This window comes from Caulobacter sp. Root655 (genome assembly GCF_001427665.1).
Lineage (GTDB): Bacteria > Pseudomonadota > Alphaproteobacteria > Caulobacterales > Caulobacteraceae > Caulobacter.
On record NZ_LMHC01000023.1, the window covers coordinates 274,249 to 288,939 of the forward strand.

At 69.5% G+C, this 14,691-nt stretch carries 19 protein-coding genes; 11 read left to right on the forward strand and 8 right to left on the reverse strand.

Translation table 11 applies throughout. The annotated features are described in order from the left end of the window. Positions 1-2 precede the first annotated feature (2 nt). Entirely contained in the window at positions 3-602 is a 600-nt protein-coding gene (locus tag ASD79_RS16160) for a hypothetical protein (RefSeq protein WP_056723428.1), read from the forward strand. A gap of 10 nt (positions 603-612) precedes the next feature. Continuing rightward, the gene (locus tag ASD79_RS16165) at positions 613-2,139 is read left to right on the forward strand and encodes a PepSY domain-containing protein (RefSeq protein ID WP_056723430.1); all 1,527 of its coding nucleotides are present in this window, start codon (positions 613-615) and stop codon (positions 2,137-2,139) included. Positions 2,140-2,190: 51 nt separating this feature from the next. Here ASD79_RS16165 and ASD79_RS16170 read toward each other — a convergent pair whose 3' ends face one another. Beyond that, on the reverse strand, positions 2,191-2,829 hold the full coding sequence (locus ASD79_RS16170) for a glutathione S-transferase family protein (RefSeq protein ID WP_056723431.1): 639 nt from the start codon (positions 2,827-2,829) through the stop codon (positions 2,191-2,193). A 72-nt stretch (positions 2,830-2,901) separates the two neighbouring features. After that, positions 2,902-3,138, reverse strand: a complete 237-nt coding sequence (locus tag ASD79_RS16175) for a DUF2171 domain-containing protein (protein ID WP_056723432.1) — start codon at positions 3,136-3,138, stop codon at positions 2,902-2,904. Positions 3,139-3,334: 196 nt separating this feature from the next. On the opposite strand from ASD79_RS16175, the gene ASD79_RS16180 reads away from it, so the two are divergent. After that, positions 3,335-4,333 carry a DUF6807 family protein gene (locus ASD79_RS16180; RefSeq protein ID WP_156400545.1) on the forward strand — a complete coding sequence of 333 codons (999 nt, stop codon included), beginning with the start codon at positions 3,335-3,337 and terminating at the stop codon, positions 4,331-4,333. Between the two features lie 3 nt (positions 4,334-4,336). Then, positions 4,337-4,513, forward strand: a complete 177-nt coding sequence (locus tag ASD79_RS23480) for a DUF4169 family protein (RefSeq protein WP_082584987.1) — start codon at positions 4,337-4,339, stop codon at positions 4,511-4,513. 215 nt (positions 4,514-4,728) lie between these two features. On the opposite strand, the gene ASD79_RS16185 is transcribed toward ASD79_RS23480, so the two are convergent. Beyond that, on the reverse strand, positions 4,729-4,908 hold the full coding sequence (locus tag ASD79_RS16185; RefSeq protein ID WP_162252375.1) for a hypothetical protein: 180 nt from the start codon (positions 4,906-4,908) through the stop codon (positions 4,729-4,731). 95 nt (positions 4,909-5,003) lie between these two features. Here ASD79_RS16185 and ASD79_RS16190 point away from each other — a divergent pair, with 95 nt between their 5' ends. The 3 genes from ASD79_RS16190 to ASD79_RS16200 all read left to right on the forward strand — a co-directional run bounded on the left by ASD79_RS16190 (position 5,004) and on the right by ASD79_RS16200 (position 7,550). Further along, entirely contained in the window at positions 5,004-5,921 is a 918-nt protein-coding gene (locus ASD79_RS16190; protein ID WP_056723436.1) for a LysR substrate-binding domain-containing protein, read from the forward strand. A 95-nt stretch (positions 5,922-6,016) separates the two neighbouring features. Continuing rightward, entirely contained in the window at positions 6,017-6,670 is a 654-nt protein-coding gene (locus tag ASD79_RS16195) for a DUF1326 domain-containing protein (protein ID WP_056723438.1), read from the forward strand. 25 nt (positions 6,671-6,695) lie between these two features. Beyond that, entirely contained in the window at positions 6,696-7,550 is an 855-nt protein-coding gene (locus ASD79_RS16200) for a DUF2182 domain-containing protein (protein ID WP_056723440.1), read from the forward strand. Positions 7,551-7,555: 5 nt separating this feature from the next. On the opposite strand, the gene ASD79_RS16205 is transcribed toward ASD79_RS16200, so the two are convergent. Continuing rightward, a complete protein-coding gene (locus ASD79_RS16205; protein ID WP_056723441.1) occupies positions 7,556-7,960 on the reverse strand; it encodes a nuclear transport factor 2 family protein in 405 nt (134 codons plus the stop codon). Continuing rightward, positions 7,957-8,736 carry a Coq4 family protein gene (locus ASD79_RS16210; protein ID WP_082584988.1) on the reverse strand — a complete coding sequence of 260 codons (780 nt, stop codon included), beginning with the start codon at positions 8,734-8,736 and terminating at the stop codon, positions 7,957-7,959. Before ASD79_RS16210 ends, ASD79_RS16205 begins: the two co-directional genes overlap by 4 nt. A 96-nt stretch (positions 8,737-8,832) precedes the next feature. Between ASD79_RS16210 and ASD79_RS16215 the strand changes: the two genes are divergently transcribed. Beyond that, a complete protein-coding gene (locus tag ASD79_RS16215; protein ID WP_056723443.1) occupies positions 8,833-9,045 on the forward strand; it encodes a ribbon-helix-helix domain-containing protein in 213 nt (70 codons plus the stop codon). Here the strand turns inward: ASD79_RS16215 and ASD79_RS16220 are convergent. Next, a complete protein-coding gene (locus tag ASD79_RS16220) occupies positions 9,042-9,278 on the reverse strand; it encodes a hypothetical protein (protein ID WP_056723445.1) in 237 nt (78 codons plus the stop codon). The genes ASD79_RS16215 and ASD79_RS16220 overlap by 4 nt on opposite strands. Positions 9,279-9,397: 119 nt before the next feature. Between ASD79_RS16220 and ASD79_RS16225 the strand changes: the two genes are divergently transcribed. Together ASD79_RS16225 and ASD79_RS16230 are read left to right on the forward strand one after the other, a co-directional pair. After that, complete coding sequence (locus ASD79_RS16225; RefSeq protein WP_056723447.1) at positions 9,398-11,794, forward strand: ATP-dependent helicase; 2,397 nt, start codon at positions 9,398-9,400, stop codon at positions 11,792-11,794. A gap of 146 nt (positions 11,795-11,940) precedes the next feature. Beyond that, positions 11,941-12,780 (forward strand): AraC family transcriptional regulator, encoded by an 840-nt coding sequence (locus ASD79_RS16230; protein WP_056723449.1) that lies wholly within the window; start codon positions 11,941-11,943, stop codon positions 12,778-12,780. Between the two features lie 138 nt (positions 12,781-12,918). Here the strand turns inward: ASD79_RS16230 and ASD79_RS16235 are convergent, their stop codons facing one another. Both ASD79_RS16235 and ASD79_RS16240 read right to left on the reverse strand, forming a co-directional pair. Then, positions 12,919-13,473, reverse strand: coding sequence for a sugar O-acetyltransferase (locus tag ASD79_RS16235; protein WP_304438985.1), 555 nt, complete (start codon positions 13,471-13,473; stop codon positions 12,919-12,921). 76 nt (positions 13,474-13,549) lie between these two features. Continuing rightward, on the reverse strand, positions 13,550-13,900 hold the full coding sequence (locus ASD79_RS16240; protein ID WP_056723451.1) for a nuclear transport factor 2 family protein: 351 nt from the start codon (positions 13,898-13,900) through the stop codon (positions 13,550-13,552). 457 nt (positions 13,901-14,357) lie between these two features. On the opposite strand from ASD79_RS16240, the gene clpS reads away from it, so the two are divergent. Then, the gene (gene clpS / locus ASD79_RS16245; RefSeq protein WP_007672483.1) at positions 14,358-14,687 is read left to right on the forward strand and encodes an ATP-dependent Clp protease adapter ClpS; all 330 of its coding nucleotides are present in this window, start codon (positions 14,358-14,360) and stop codon (positions 14,685-14,687) included. Positions 14,688-14,691: the final 4 nt, after the last annotated feature.

A 14,691-nucleotide genomic window follows, 5' to 3' on the forward strand; every position in this document is an offset into this window, starting at 1 on the left:
GCATGAGCCCAGCGATCCAACCCCTGTTGGCGTCAGCGGCGACTCTCGCGGTCGCCGTCGGCGTCTGGCTACTATGGCGGGCCTGGAAGCGCCATCCCCAGCCGCGCGGCCGACTGATCGCCGGCGGCTGGGCGTTGCTGCTGCTGGCCGCCGTGCTGCTGGCCCCGTGGGCCGGCGGCGATCGCGGCGTGGCCATCGAGACCCTGCTGGCGGCCGTCGCCGCCACGGTGTTCATCGTCGTCAGCGGGCGCTGGGCGTCGCCCAAGGGCAAGAAAGCCCGGCCGATCCGCGCCACGGCCATGATCTCGGGGGGCGCCGATCCCGCCATCGGCCCCGCCACCACGCCGTTGCGCACCGTGGCCGCCGTGCTGCTGGCCCTGCCCGTCTCGCTGGCGGCGTCGGTCGGCGTCGGTCTGGTCCTGGCGATCTGGGTTCCGGGATCACAGGCCGACAAGCTGGTGACCGCAGCCTTCGGCGCGCCGCTGGTGATGGCCGGGGCCATGGTCTGGACCTGCGCCGACCGCCGCCTGCTGCGCACCACCGCGGTGCTGCTCGCCGTCACCGCGCTCTGCGCCCTGGCCGTCGTCCTGCGGCCGCACTGAGGAATTCGACATGGACGCCGCCGTTCCCCCCGACACCGCCAGCGCCCGCCCCAGGCGCCGGACCTCGATCTGGCCCAAGGCCTCGCCGGCCTTCGTGCGCACCGTGCTGTCGGGGCACTCCGGGCTGGGCCTGGTGGCCGCCGCCCTGATCTACATCGTCTGCCTCAGCGGCACGGTCGCGGTGTTCATCAACGAGCTGAAGCTGTGGGAACAGCCCGCCGCGCCGCGCCTGACCCAGATCAGCCCCCACGCCGTCCAGGCCTTCGCCGAGGCGGTGACCAAGGCCCACCCCAAGACGCCCTACACCTATATCGGCCTGCCGACCGACGACGTGCCCCACCTGTACGCGATGATTCAGGACGGCGACGACAAGGTGCTGGTCGGCGACGCCCAGGGCGCCGTCGTCGGCGACATCGCCGCCGAGTGGTCCCACTTCATCGAACACCTGCACATCTATCTGCACCTGCCCGAGACCCTGGGCCTGATCGTCGTCGGCCTGGTCGGGGCGGCCCTGACCGGCCTGATCGTCTCGGGCTTCCTGGCCCACCCCAAGATCTTCCGCGACGCCTTCGCCTTTCGCTGGGCCGGCGCCAGGCGGCTGTCCCGGGCCGACCTGCACAACCGCCTCAGCGTCTGGGGCGCGCCCTTCCACTTCGTCGTCGCCTGGACTGGGGCCTATATCGGCCTGGCCACCGTGCTGCTGTTCGCCGTGGCCGGGGTCACCGCCAAGGGCGATGTCGCCAAGGTCACCGCGCCGATCTACGGCGTGGTGCGCAAGGCCGATCCCACGCCCGCGCCCTATCCCGACCTGGTCGCGACCCTGGCCTGGTTCGCCCCCCTGAAGCCCGACGTCGAGCCCGAGCTGATCGCCCTGACCGCGCCGGGCACCCGGGGCCAGACCATCGAGGTCAACGCCGCGCTGCCCAAGCGCCTGGTCTATGCCGAGCGCTACGAATTCGACGGCCAGGGCCGGATGATCAAGAAACTGGGTCTGTCGGACGACGGCCTGGGCAAGCAGGTGTTCGCTTCGTCCTACCCGCTGCATTTCGGCTCGTTCGGCGGCCTGCCGGTCAAGATCGCCTATGGGCTGCTGGGCGTCGCCCTGTGCGTGGTGACCAGCAGCGGCGTGACCATCTGGCTGACCCGCCGCCGCGATCGCGGACGTCCCGCGCCGCGCCTGGAGAAGGCTTGGACGGCGGTCGCCTGGGGCGCGCCCGCGACCCTGGCCCTGTCTGCCGTCCTGTGGCTGGCGATCAAGGCCCCGCCGGTCTGGGTGTTCTGGGCTCCGCTGGCCGTCGCGGTCGCCGCCGCCGTGGCGGTCAAGGACGCGCGGTTCTGGACGGTGGGCCTGCGGGCGGCGACCAGCCTGGCGCTGGCGGCGGTCGTGGCGGTTCACGTGGCGCGGTTCGGCGCTCTGGCGTTCAGCTCGACGGCGCTGGGGGTGAACCTGACGCTGCTGGCGCTGGCGGTGGTGATCGCGCCGTGGCGGAGGGCACGGACGGGGACACACACTCAGCCCCGCCACCTCGCCACCTAGACAAGGGCCTGGGGTGAGTGTGTGTCCCCAGCTCATCCACGGACCAGAAACCTACCCGTCGATCCAGTCCGTCAGCCCCTCGCGAGCGTGCGTCTCGCGCAGCGACGGCATCGCCCGCATCCGCGACAGGTAGCGGGCGACATGCGGCCACGCCGTGGCGGGCCTGGGCATGTTGCGCGACCACCGCATCAGCATGGTCGCCAGGAAATCGACGGCCGACAGCCGCTCACCCAGCATGTAGGGGCCGCGCCCAGCCAGTTGCGCGTCGAGGCGGTCCCAGACGGCCTCGATCCGCGCCTGGGCCACGGCCTGGACGGCCTGGGCGCCGGCCTCGCCCGCCGGCTCGTGCGGATAGAACCAGGCCCGGAAGCTCGGCAGCAGGGTGTTGGCCAGATAGATCATCCCCTGCAGGTAGGCCGCGCGTTCGGGCGCGCCGACCGGCGGGGCCAGGCCCTTGTCGGCGTGGCGCTCGGCCAGCAGCATCAGGATCGCCGTGCTCTCGCACACCGGCGCCCCGTCGACGATCAGGGTCGGGACCACGCCGGCCGGGTTGAGCTTGAGGTACTCCGGCTGCTTGTGGGCGCCGGCCTGGATGTCGGTCAGCACCAGTTCGAACGGCGCGCCGATCTCGATCAGCATCCAGTGCACGGCCAGGGCGGCCGTGCTGGGGCTATAGTAGAGTTGGTACATGGGAATCCCTCGCCCGCGATGGGCGAGGGATCGGTCGGCGAGGCCTGGCTGTCAATCGGCGTGCGACGAACTTCAGTGCTTCTCGCGCCAGGCCGCCTTGGCGGCGTCCTTGGTCAGGGTCAGGTGCACGCCCTCGTCGTCGACGTGGTCGACCCAGGTGATCGGGATTAGATGATGCTTGAGGCCGCTGCCCAGGTCGAGCTTGGTCAGCTCGATCTCGCCGCCGACCACGTGGTCCACGCGGCCGACATGGCCGCCGTCCGAACCGACCACTTCGAGATGTTCCTGAATTCGCGAGGCGTCGATCATGATGTTCCTCCTGATGTTGGTGACCGCCCGAGGGGCTAACGGACAGGCGCCCGGCGCAGTTTCCAGAGCGCTTGCGCAGAGCGAATGTTCTCTATATGTTCCCGTCAAGGTTGCGACTTTGCCGAGGCCGCGATCCTGGCTATCACTCGCGGGTCGGACGCGTTCGCCGCCAGGACCCGTCGATGGGGAAAGACCGATGATCAAGCCGCTCGCCGCCGCCCTGTGCCTGCTGATCGGCGGAGCGACTTCGGCGGCCTGGGCCCAGCCGGCGCCGGCGACGGTTGAAGCGCCGGCGGCGGCCGCTCCGGCCCCGGTTGCGCTCCCCGCTACGCCTCCCGTCACGCCCCTGGCCCGTGTCGACGCGGTGTTCGCCGACGACGGCGTCACCCTCACCGACGGCGGCAAGAGCGTGCTGTTCTACCGCACCGCGCCCGCCGATCCCCACGAGCCGGGCCGGCTGAACTATGTGCACCCCATCTACGCCCCTGACGGAACGGTGCTGACGCAGGATCGCCCGGCCGACCACCCGCACCAGCGCGGGGCCTTCTGGAGCTGGCACCAGGTGATCGTCGACGGGAAGACCGTCGCCGACGGCTGGTTCATGAAGGGCCTGACCTTCCACGTCCGCGAGAAGCGCTTCAAGGGCGACGGCGCCGGCGGCGGGACCCTGGTGGTCAATGCCGACTGGATCGTCAATTCCGGACCGGAGGTGGCCTATGTGGCCCGCGAGACCACCAAGGTCCGGGTCCATCCGCTGAAGGCCGGCGCGCGGCGCATCGACTTCGACACCGTGATCACCGCCCGCGCCGATACCCTGGCCCTGGGCGGCAGCGACGACGTCAAGGGCTATGGTGGCTTCTCGGTGCGGCTGGTCATGCCCGACCGCCTGGCCTTCGGCTCGGACGGCAAGGCCGTGACCCCGGCGGTCGGCCCGGTGGACGCCGGCAAGGCCATGGGCTTCGCCTGGCCGCAGGGCGCCGGCGCGCCGGCCTGGACGGTGGGCCTGGCCTGCAAGGCCAACGGGACGCCGATCACCCGCTGGATCCTGCGCAAGGAGCTGTCGATGCAGAATTGCGTGTTCCCCGGCCGCGCGCCGTTCGTGCTCAGGAAGGACCAGACCCTGCGCCTGCAGTCGACCCTGATCCTGCGCCCGGCCACACCGCCGAAACCCCCGAAGCCAACCAAGAAGGGCTAGGCCGTGGCCGATATCCTCAACCTCAACCGGGCCCGCAAGGCCAAGACCAAGGCGGGCGCCAAGGCCCAGGCCGTCGAGAACCGCGCCAAGTTCGGCCGCACCAAGGGCGACAAGGCCCTTGAGGCCGCACGCGCCGACAAGCTGAAGCGCGAGCTGGACGGCGCCAAGCGCGAGGAGTGAGCGTGCGGACTCCATTGAGCCCCACCCAATTGTTGTCATCCCGGCTGTAGTGAAGCGAAAGGCCGGGACCCAGGGGCCACCGCGTTGCGCCGCCCCCCAGGTCCCGGACAGCCTCTGCGAGGCTTCCGGGATGACAACTGTATTTGAAGCTTCGACGTCTCCAGGAGACGCGTGGGTTCGATCGTGTCTGGGTCCGACAACCGCGGGTCCCCGTTCTACCGGAGCCCCAGATACCGCATGGGCTTGGCCAGCGTCGCGTCACGGATCGCCGCCAGCCGGGCCTCGTCCGCCACGCGCCGAACCGCCCGCCTGGCCGCCTGACGCTGACGAAACTCCTGCCACATCAGCACCCAGCCGAAGGTGGTTTCCTTATGGGTCTTGATTGCCTCGTCCATCATCGTCGCCTTCCGTGCGCTGCGATGACGTGAAAATCCTCCTTTCGTCCCTGGGTGACAAACGCGGTCTCCTTGGCTATACATAAGCTATCCTTATGCCAGACATCCTCGCCACCCTGCCGCTCAGCGCCATCCGGATCTTCGAGGCGGCCGCGCGCCTGAAGAGCTTCACCCGGGCGGCCGACGAACTGGGCGTCAGCCAGGCCGCCGTCAGCTGGCAGGTCAAGGCGCTGGAGCAACGGCTGGACCAGCCGCTGTTCGTGCGCCGGCCGCGTGAGGTGGACCTGACCCCGGCGGGAGAGCGCCTGTCGCGGGCGGCCACCGAGGCCATGGCCATCCTGCGCGCCGCCGTCTCCGACCTGGTCGAGACCGAGGAGGGCGTGCTGTCGATCACCACCGTCCAGAGCCTCGGCGCCCAATGGCTGGCCCCGCGCCTGGGCGGCTTCCAGGTGGCCCATCCCCGGATCGCCGTGCGGCTGGAGACCTCCAGCCGCGTGGTCGACCTGACGCGCGAGACCTACGACCTGGCCCTGCGCGGCGGCCAGGGCCATTGGCCGGGCCTGGAAAGCCACTACCTGGCCCCCTCGATCCAGACCGCCCTCTGCACCCCTGCGTTCCTGGCGCGGATCGGCGGCCTGGCCACGCCCGCCGACCTGGTCGACGCTCCGCGCATCGGCTCGGCCGCCGAATGGGCCACGTGGTTCGACGCGGCCGGGGTCGCGCCCTGCGACGATCGCGCCGTGCCGCGCCTGATGGCAGACGCCCAGGCGCTGGAGGTGGCCTCGGCCCTGGCCGAGCAGGGCGTGGCCCTGGGCTCGCCGATCTTCTACGCCCAGGACCTGGCCCAGGGCCGGCTGGTCGCGCCGTTCGACGTCGTCGCCCACTACGGCGGCGGCTATTGGATCACCTACCCGGCCGAACGTCGCCGCGTGCGCAAGATCGCCGCCTTCCGCGACTGGATCCTGGCCCAGGCGGCGGCCGATCCGCTGATCGCCCGCCATCGGGCGCCGTGAGGGATCAGGCCCCGCCCCGCCGGGCCAGTCGGCCGTCGGCGCTGGCCCCTTTGTCCGATTTGGCGTAACATCGTTCTCCTTGAAGGAGATCCGAAATGACACCTTGGGAATTCAAGGGTCGGGAACTCGTCAACTGCACGTGCGAGTACGGCTGCAACTGCCAATTCAACGCCCTGCCCGACAAGGGACATTGCCACGCGGTCGCCGGGATCGTCATCGACGAGGGGCGTTTCGGCGACGCGCGCCTGGACGGCATGAAAATCGCGGCGATCTTCAAATGGCCCGGGCCGATCCATGAAGGCAACGGCGAGGCCATGGCCTTCGTCGATGAACGGGCGGACGCGGCCCAGCGCGACGGTCTCCTGCGGATCATGAGCGGTCAGGACACCGCGCCGTTCGCCACGATGTTCGCGGTGTTCGCCTCGACGCTCACCAAGATGCACGATCCGGTGTTCACCAGGATCGACATCGACATCGACGTCGACGGTCGCCAGGGCCGCGTCTTTGTCCAGGACCATATCGATCTGACCGGCCGCCCGATCCGCAATCCCGTGACCGGGGCCGACACCCGCGCGCAGATCATTCTGCCCGACGGCTTCGAATATGAACTGGCGGAGATCGGCAGCGCCTCGAGCCGGACCGGTGGTCCTGTCCTGGTACAGATCGACGACAAGTACGCGCAGTTCGCCCGGCTGCACCTGAACAACAACGGCGTCGTACGCTCACGGACGGCGTCCGCGGCCGCCTGACGTGGCGAGCGAGAGCGAAGCGGCGATGCTGGAGCGCGTGCTGAGGCACGAGCGCATGATCGCGTCGGTGGGGCTGGCCCTGCTCTGCGCGCTGGCTTGGCTCTACCTGCTGACCGGCGCCGGGCTCGACATGAGCGCGTCGGAGATGACCACGCTCTCGCTCTTTCCGCACAAGGCGGCGCAGGCCTCGGCCGCGATGTCGATGCCGATGTCGATGTCCGCGGCGGAGATGCGGGACATGGCGATGGGGCCGCCGGCCTGGAGCCCCGGCCTCTGGGCGCTGACCGCCGCCATGTGGTGGACCATGATGGTCGCGATGATGACGCCCAGCGCGGCCCCGACCATCCTGCTCTACGGACGGGCGCACCGGCACGCGCTGGCCCATGGCCAGGCGGCGGGCCTGGCGCCCGTCTGGGCGTTCGCGGCGGGCTATCTGCTCGTCTGGCTCGGCTTCTCGCTCGCGGCCGCGGGGCTGCACTGGGGCCTGGAGCGCGCCAGCCTGGTTTCGGCCGCGACGATGGGCTCGCGGAGCCGGTGGCTGTCCGGGGCCGTCCTGATGGCCGCCGGGGCCTACCAGCTCTCGCCGCTGCAGCAGGCCTGCCTTGGCCATTGCCGCTCGCCCGCGGCGTTCCTCTCACGCCACTGGCGGCCGGGAGCCCTGGGCGCCGTCCGGCTGGGCGTCCTGCACGGGACCTACTGCGTTGGCTGCTGCTGGCTGCTCATGGCGCTGCTATTTGTCGGCGGAGTGATGAACCTGGCCTGGATCGCGGCCCTGACACTGCTGGTCATGGCCGAAAAGGTGTTTCCAGGCGGGCCATGGGTCGCCCGTGTTTGCGGAGTCGTGATGCTTGCATGGGGCGCGGCCACGCTCCTGGTGTGACGGCTCTAGCCGCGCAGGAACTCGTCCACCAGCGCCTGGTCGCCGTCATAGACCCAGCACTCGGCCAGCAGGTCGCCGTCGATCCTGTAGACCAGCACTCGGTCCAGCTCGGTGACCACGCCGTCGCGTTCGAAGGCCTCGCGGGCGATGACCACCGCGCGTTCGGGACCGGCCGTGACGTCGACGATCCTCACCAGCTTGCGGCGCGTGCGGCGGCTGACCTCGGCCAGGGTCGCCAGGGCCGCCGCCAGGCCGACATGGTCGCCGCTCAGCGGGTGGTCGCCGAAATAGTGCAGGGTGAAGTCCGGGTGATAGCAGGCGCGCAGGGCCGTCAGGTCGCCCGCCTCCCAGGCGCGGGCATAGCGCTCGGCGACAGCGCGGTTGGCGGCCGTCCGGTCGCCGGCGGTCATGCGACCACGAACCGGTCGCGAAGACTTTCGGGGATGCCCTGATAGACCGTGGCCGGCGAGATCTTCAACCGGTGGCGGGCCTCGTCCAGCGGCAGGGCGAACAGGGCCGGATAGTCGACCTCGGGCAGCCAGGCCGCCTTGCGGCCGTTGCGCCAGGCCTGCCGGGCGGCCTGCCCGTAGGGCTGGCCGTTCTTCTGCCTGGCGAACTGCCTGGCCCCGGCCATGGCGATCACCGCGAAGCCCAGGCTACGGGTCTGGGCGTAGGAGAAGGCCACCACGCAGACCTCGCCCAGGGCGTCGGTCCCGTAGCCGGTCAGCACGTGCCAGACGTCATGGACGTCGCGCATCCGCCGCGCGTACCAGGCCAGCGGGTGGGCCGCGTCGACGTCGGCCTCCGGAACCTTGCGGCTCTCCTCGGCCAGCCCCTCGGCCGACAGGCCGCGCGGGGCGATGAACTCGCGATAGGCCGCGCCCACCGTACCGGGCGCGAAGCCGGCCAGCCAGGCGGGATCGGACAGCCGCTCGGCGAACTCGTCGCGCTCGTAGGCGATGCGGCCGCCCTCCGGCGTGCTCAGCAGTCGGCGATAGCCCTTGGGGATGGCCCTGCCCGACAGCGCCCGCATGATCTCGAACACCTGGCGGGTGTCCTCCTTGTCGGCGATCAGGCGCCGGACGGCCCGAAGCGCCCGCAAAGGCTGCAGATTGAACGCGTCGCGCTGCCGACGCATCGGCTGGCGGAGGTTTTGCTCGCCGAGGGCTTGCGTGGCCGCGATCATAGGGCATTCTCCTGCTGGACCCCACAAAGATGACATCGCGTCATTTTTATTCAAGGGGTTCAGCGACCCCTGCTATGTGAAAATGGGGACGGCGAGATGGGCAGTCTTAAAAAGCGTTCGATCAACCTGGCCGGCCACGCCACCTCGCTGGCCCTGGAGCCGGAATTCTGGGCCGTGCTGCAGCACGCGGCGGCGGCCGACGCGATCAGCATCGCCGGCCTGATCCAGCGCATCGACGCCGGACGCGGCGACCGGCCGCTGGCCTCGGCCTGCCGGGTGTTCGCGCTACAGCACAATCAAGCCCGTTAGCGCTCGACGCCGGGCCCTGGCTTCGGCAACGGCGCCGGTTGTGGATTGGGTGTCGGGGCCCGCGGCAGGGTCGGCGCGGCCGGCAGCCGCATCGCGAAATCGTCGGGCCGCACGGCCAGCAGGCCCGAACGCCAGCTGCCCCACACCAGGGCCCCGACGAACAGCAGAACGATCAGCAAGGCCAGCCCCACAAGTCCGATGTGCTGGGGATGCATGTCGTGACGGTACGCCACCTTGTCTCTCCCGTGCGTTTCGTCCCATCAGGAAAACGGCGGGGCGTGGTCGAGGTTCCTGTTTCGCGCGATCGGGCGCGAGGGCTTAAGCCCGGCGAACTTTGTGCTACATATGTTCCATGTCTCAAGGCTTCGACTCGACTGATTTCCCCGGCGACCTCCCCGCCCCGCGCATCTCCGACCTGGCCCGCCCGCGCGGACCGGAAGGCCCGACTCCGAACTATCTGGAGGGCCTGAACCCCGAACAGCGCGCCGCCGTCGAGGCGACCGAAGGCCCGGTCCTGGTGCTGGCCGGGGCCGGCACCGGCAAGACCCGGGTGCTGACCACCCGCCTGGCCCACATCCTGGCGACCGGCCGCGCCCGGCCGTGGGAGCTGCTGGTCGTCACCTTCACCAACAAGGCCGCGCGCGAGATGCGCGAACGCATCACCCACATCATCGGCGACCAGGCCGAGGGCCTGCGCTGGCTGGGCACCTTCCACTCGGTGGCCGCCCAGATCCTGCGCCGCCATGCCGAGTTGGTGGGGCTGAAATCCAGCTACACGATCATCGACACCGACGACCAGGAGCGGCTGCTCAAGCAACTGATCGAGGCCGCCGACATCGACGCCAAGCGCTGGACGCCGCGCATCCTCGCCGGGCTGATCGACACCTGGAAGAACCGCGGCTGGACGCCCGATCGCGTGCCCGGTTCGGAGGCCGGCGAGTTCGCCAACGGCCGTGGGATCACCCTCTACCGCCAGTACCAGGAGCGGCTGCGGATCCTCAACGCCTGCGACTTCGGCGACCTGCTGCTGCACAACATCACCATCCTCACCAGCCACCCGGACGTGCTGGCCGACTTCCAGCGGCGCTTCCAGTACGTGATGGTCGACGAGTACCAGGACACCAACGTCGCCCAGTACCTGTGGCTGCGGCTGCTGGCCCAGGGCCGCCAGAACGTCTGCTGCGTGGGCGACGACGACCAGTCGATCTATGGCTGGCGCGGGGCCGAGGTCGACAACATCCTGCGCTTCGAGCGCGACTTCCCCGGCGCCAAGGTGGTCAAGCTGGAGCGCAACTACCGCTCCACCGAGCACATCCTGGCCGCCGCCTCGGGCCTGATCGACGCCAACAAGAGCCGGCTGGGCAAGACCCTGTGGACCGAGATCACCGGCGGCGAGAAGGTCAAGGTCAGCGGCGTCTGGGACGGCGAGGCCGAGAGCCGGATGGTCGCCGACGAAATCGAGAAGGCCAAGCGGGCCGGCCGCAAGTACAGCCACATGGCCATCCTCGTGCGCGCCTCGTTCCAGATGCGGGCCTTCGAGGAGCGCTTCGTGATGCTGCAGATCCCCTACAAGGTGGTCGGCGGCCCGCGGTTCTTCGAACGGGCCGAGATCCGCGACGCCCACGCTTACCTCAGGCTGATCCAGTCGCCCGACGACGACTTGGCCTTCGAGCGCATCGTCAACACCCCCAAGCGCGGCATCGGCGACACCTCGGTGCAGAAGCTGCTGCAGATCGCCCGGCTGGAGGGCATCTCCACGGTCGACGCGGCGCGGGTGATCATCGGCGGCGACGACCTGCCGGCCCGCACCCGCACGGCGCTGAGCAATTTCCTGCGCGACCTCGACCGCTGGCGGGCCCTGGCCGTCAACACTCCGCACCAGCGGGTGATGGAGGCGGTGCTGGAGGAGAGCGGCTATACCGACGCCCTGCGCCTCGACAAGGGCCCCACCAGCCAGACCCGGCTGGAGAACCTGAAGGAACTGGTCCAGTCGATGAGCGCCTTCGACACGCTGGAGGCCTACCTGGAGCACGTGTCGCTGGTCATGGACCTCGACAAGGGGGCCGGTGATGACGCGGTGTGGATCATGACCCTGCACTCGGCCAAGGGGCTGGAGTTCCCGCTGGTGTTCCTGCCCGGCTGGGAGGAAGGCGTGTTCCCCAGCCAGCGCAGCATGGACGACAAGGGCGAGAAGGGCCTCGAGGAAGAGCGCCGCCTCGCCTATGTGGGCATCACTCGGGCCCGCGAGGAGGCCCGGATCAGCTTCGTGGCCAACCGCCAGGTCTACGGCCGCTGGACCAGCCAGTTGCCGAGCCGCTTCGTCGACGAACTGCCCCTGGCCCACGTCGATGCGGCCTCGGAGACCGGCTATTACGGCGGCGGACCGGGCATGCAGCAGACCGTGGCCTCACGCTGGGATGATCCCGGGACCAGCACCTTCACCGCCGGCAGCTACGACAGCCCCGGCTGGAAGCGGGCCCAGGACCGGGCGTCAGGCTTCGGCGAGCGCGCGGCGCCCAGCTGGCGGGCTGGCGGCTCGGCCGCCCGCTCGGCCCCGATCGAGGGCGAGGGCCGGCTGGTGGCCGTCTCGGCCAGTTCGGCGGCCAGCACCCACAAGCGCGGCGACCGGGTGTTCCACGTCAAGTTCGGCTACGGCAAGATCACCGCCGTCGAGGGCAACAAGCTTTCCGTGTCGTTCGACAAGGCCGGCGACAAGAAGGTGATCGACAGCTTCGTGGAGAAGGCGTGAGGCGCCCCTGAACCGCTCATCCGGCGAACGCCGGGATGAGCGGCGTCTGAGGCGGAACGTGGGATTGGCCCAGGCCAGCAATCGCGATCAAATGCCCCTCTGACGGGCAGGCTATCCAAGCCCCACGCTTCGTCACGAGACCCGCCATGAACCCCGTCCAGAAAGCCGTCTGGTTCATCGAAAGCCATTTCGCCCAGGTCCTCGACCTGGACGAGATCGCCGACGCCGGCGGTATTTCACGCTTCCACATGTCCCGCGCGTTCGTGGTCGCCACCGGCCTGCCGGTGATCGGCTATCTGCGCGCGCGGCGGCTGACGGAGGCGGCGCGGACCCTGGCCGATGGCGCGCCCGACATCCTGTCGGTGGCGCTGGAGGCCGGCTACGGCTCGCACGAGGCGTTCACCCGCGCGTTCCGCGACCAGTTCGGGATCACCCCCGAGCAGGTGCGGGCGGCGCGCGACCTCGAACCCCTCAGCCTCGTGGAGCCCCTCATGCTGGACTCATCGCCTCGAACCGACCTCGCCCCGCCGCGCATCGAACAGGGCCGCGCCCTGCTGATCGCCGGTCTCGCCGGCCACTATGGCTGCGAAGGCCCCGGCGGCATCCCCGCCCAGTGGCAGCGTTTCAACGAGCACGTCGGCCATATCCCCGGCCAGATCGGCGACGTCGCCTACGGCCTGTGCTTGAACAGCGACGAGCTGGGCAATTTCGACTATGTCAGCGGCGTCGAGGTGGCCGACTTCTCCGACCTGCCGGAGGGCTTCGTTTCGGCTCGTGTACCGGCCCACCTGTACGCGGTGTTCCGCCATGCCGAGCACATCTCGACCATTCGCCAGACCATGCACGCCATCTACACCGAATGGCTACCCAACTCGGACTACGAGGCCGCCGACGCTCCGTTCTTCGAGCGCTACGGCCCGGAATTCGACCCCCGCACCGGCGAAGGCGGGCTGGAGGCGTGGATTCCGGTGACGAAGAAGGGCTGAGCCTCCAACGTTGTCATCCCGGACAAGCGCGCAGCGCGCCGATCCGGGACCGGCGCGTGAACGCGGCGCTTCCGGCGGTCCCGGATCTTCGCTTCGCTACGTCCGGGATGACAATGAATGGGGGAGCACGCCCTACCCCTACCCCCGCACCCGCGCCGGATTGCCCACCACCGTCGCGCCCGCCGGCACGTCGCGGGTGACCACGCTGCCGGCCCCGATGATGGCGTCGTCGCCGACCGTCACACCCGGCACGATGATCGCCCCGCCGCCGATCCAGACGTTGGAGCCGATGGCGACCGGCCGCGAGTACTCGATCCCCGTCCGGCGCTCGGCGTGGTCGCGCGGGTGGTCGGCGGTGTAGATCTGGACGTGCGGACCGATCGTCGTCCGGGCCCCGATGGTGACGGTGGTCACGTCGAGGATCACGCAGTTGAAGTTGAGGAACACGCCCTCGCCGATGCTGATGTTGTAGCCGTAGTCGCAATGGAACGGCGGCCGGATGCTGGCGCGGTCGCCAACGCTGGCCAGCCGTTCGCGCAGCAGGGCGTGCCGCGCGCCGACCGGCAGGTCCAAGGCGTTGTAGCGCCCCATCCAGGCCACCGCCGCCTCGTGGTCGGCCTGGATTTCGGGATCGATGGGATCATAGAGGTCGCCGGCCAGCATGCGCTGCTTCTGGGTGCGGGCGTCGGTCACGCGAGGAGGCTCCTAACTGCGCCCTCTCCATGCCAGACGCGGCGGCGATCTCAAACCTTCCGCGGGAGCCTCCCGGTCAGCCGTCCCAGGCCTGGACATTCGTCTGGTCGGTAATGAGGCCATTCACCAGGGTGAGCATCGCGGTTGAGAACACGCGGGCGCCGTCGGGATAGGCGCACGCCTGGGTGAACGCCAGGTGCTCGTTGTCAGCGATCACGGCATCGACATGGTGGGTCATCGCCCGGCCGCAGACGTCCTCGTAAAAGGACCGGATCTCGCCCTTTCCGTGGAGTTCCAGGGGAGAGCTTGGCGGGTGGTCGCGGTCGATGATCCTCATCACCGCGTCGTCGGCGTAGAACCCCGTCAGGGCGCGCGCGTCGCGGCCTTCGATAGCCTGCTTCAGTTGGGTGGTCGTCACGGAGGTCATGGGACGGTCCTCCTCCAGGCCGGCGCCGTCCGGCGCCGCGAACGCGTGGCGGGCCGACGATCGGTCGCCTCATGGCTTGGCGACGGCAGTCTACGCTCGCGGGGGTGAAAGGCGAACCGACTAAAAAACAGGCACATGGCGACACTCCCTCCGTCCCCCGCCTCCAGGGCCGTGCGCGACTCGCCGGCGCCGGACGCCAGGACCGCCCGACTCCGGACTGAGTCGGCCCTTCACGCCCTTGCGCACCGCCCATATCGCCCCCATTTCCGCGCCTCGCCAGACAACAGCCCTAACGCGGCCTTCGGGCGGATCACCGCTATCCCAAGCGGGAAGCCACTTTGCGCGGCGCCCCTGTGTTAAAGCGGCGCACCGACGCGGCAGCCCCTTCCAAAGCTGCCGCGTTTCCATATCTAATCTAACAAGGCGGGTGGTTCGGCCCGCCGGGAGAAAGTGGTCGATGGCCGAGCGAAAGCAAGGCGGACAAAACAACGGCGCGGGCTCTTCGGTCATCACGGAAGTGAAGCCGAAGACGCAGAAGCCCTCGCTGTATCGCGTACTAATCTTGAACGACGACTACACCCCTATGGAGTTCGTCGTTTACGTACTTGAACGTTTCTTCAACAAGTCGCGCGAAGATGCGACCCGGATCATGCTGCACGTTCATCAGCATGGCGTCGGCGTTTGCGGCGTTTTCACCTACGAAGTTGCCGAGACCAAGGTCGCGCAAGTGATCGACTCGGCGCGCAGGCATCAGCACCCACTGCAGTGCACCATGGAAAAGGATTGAGGAG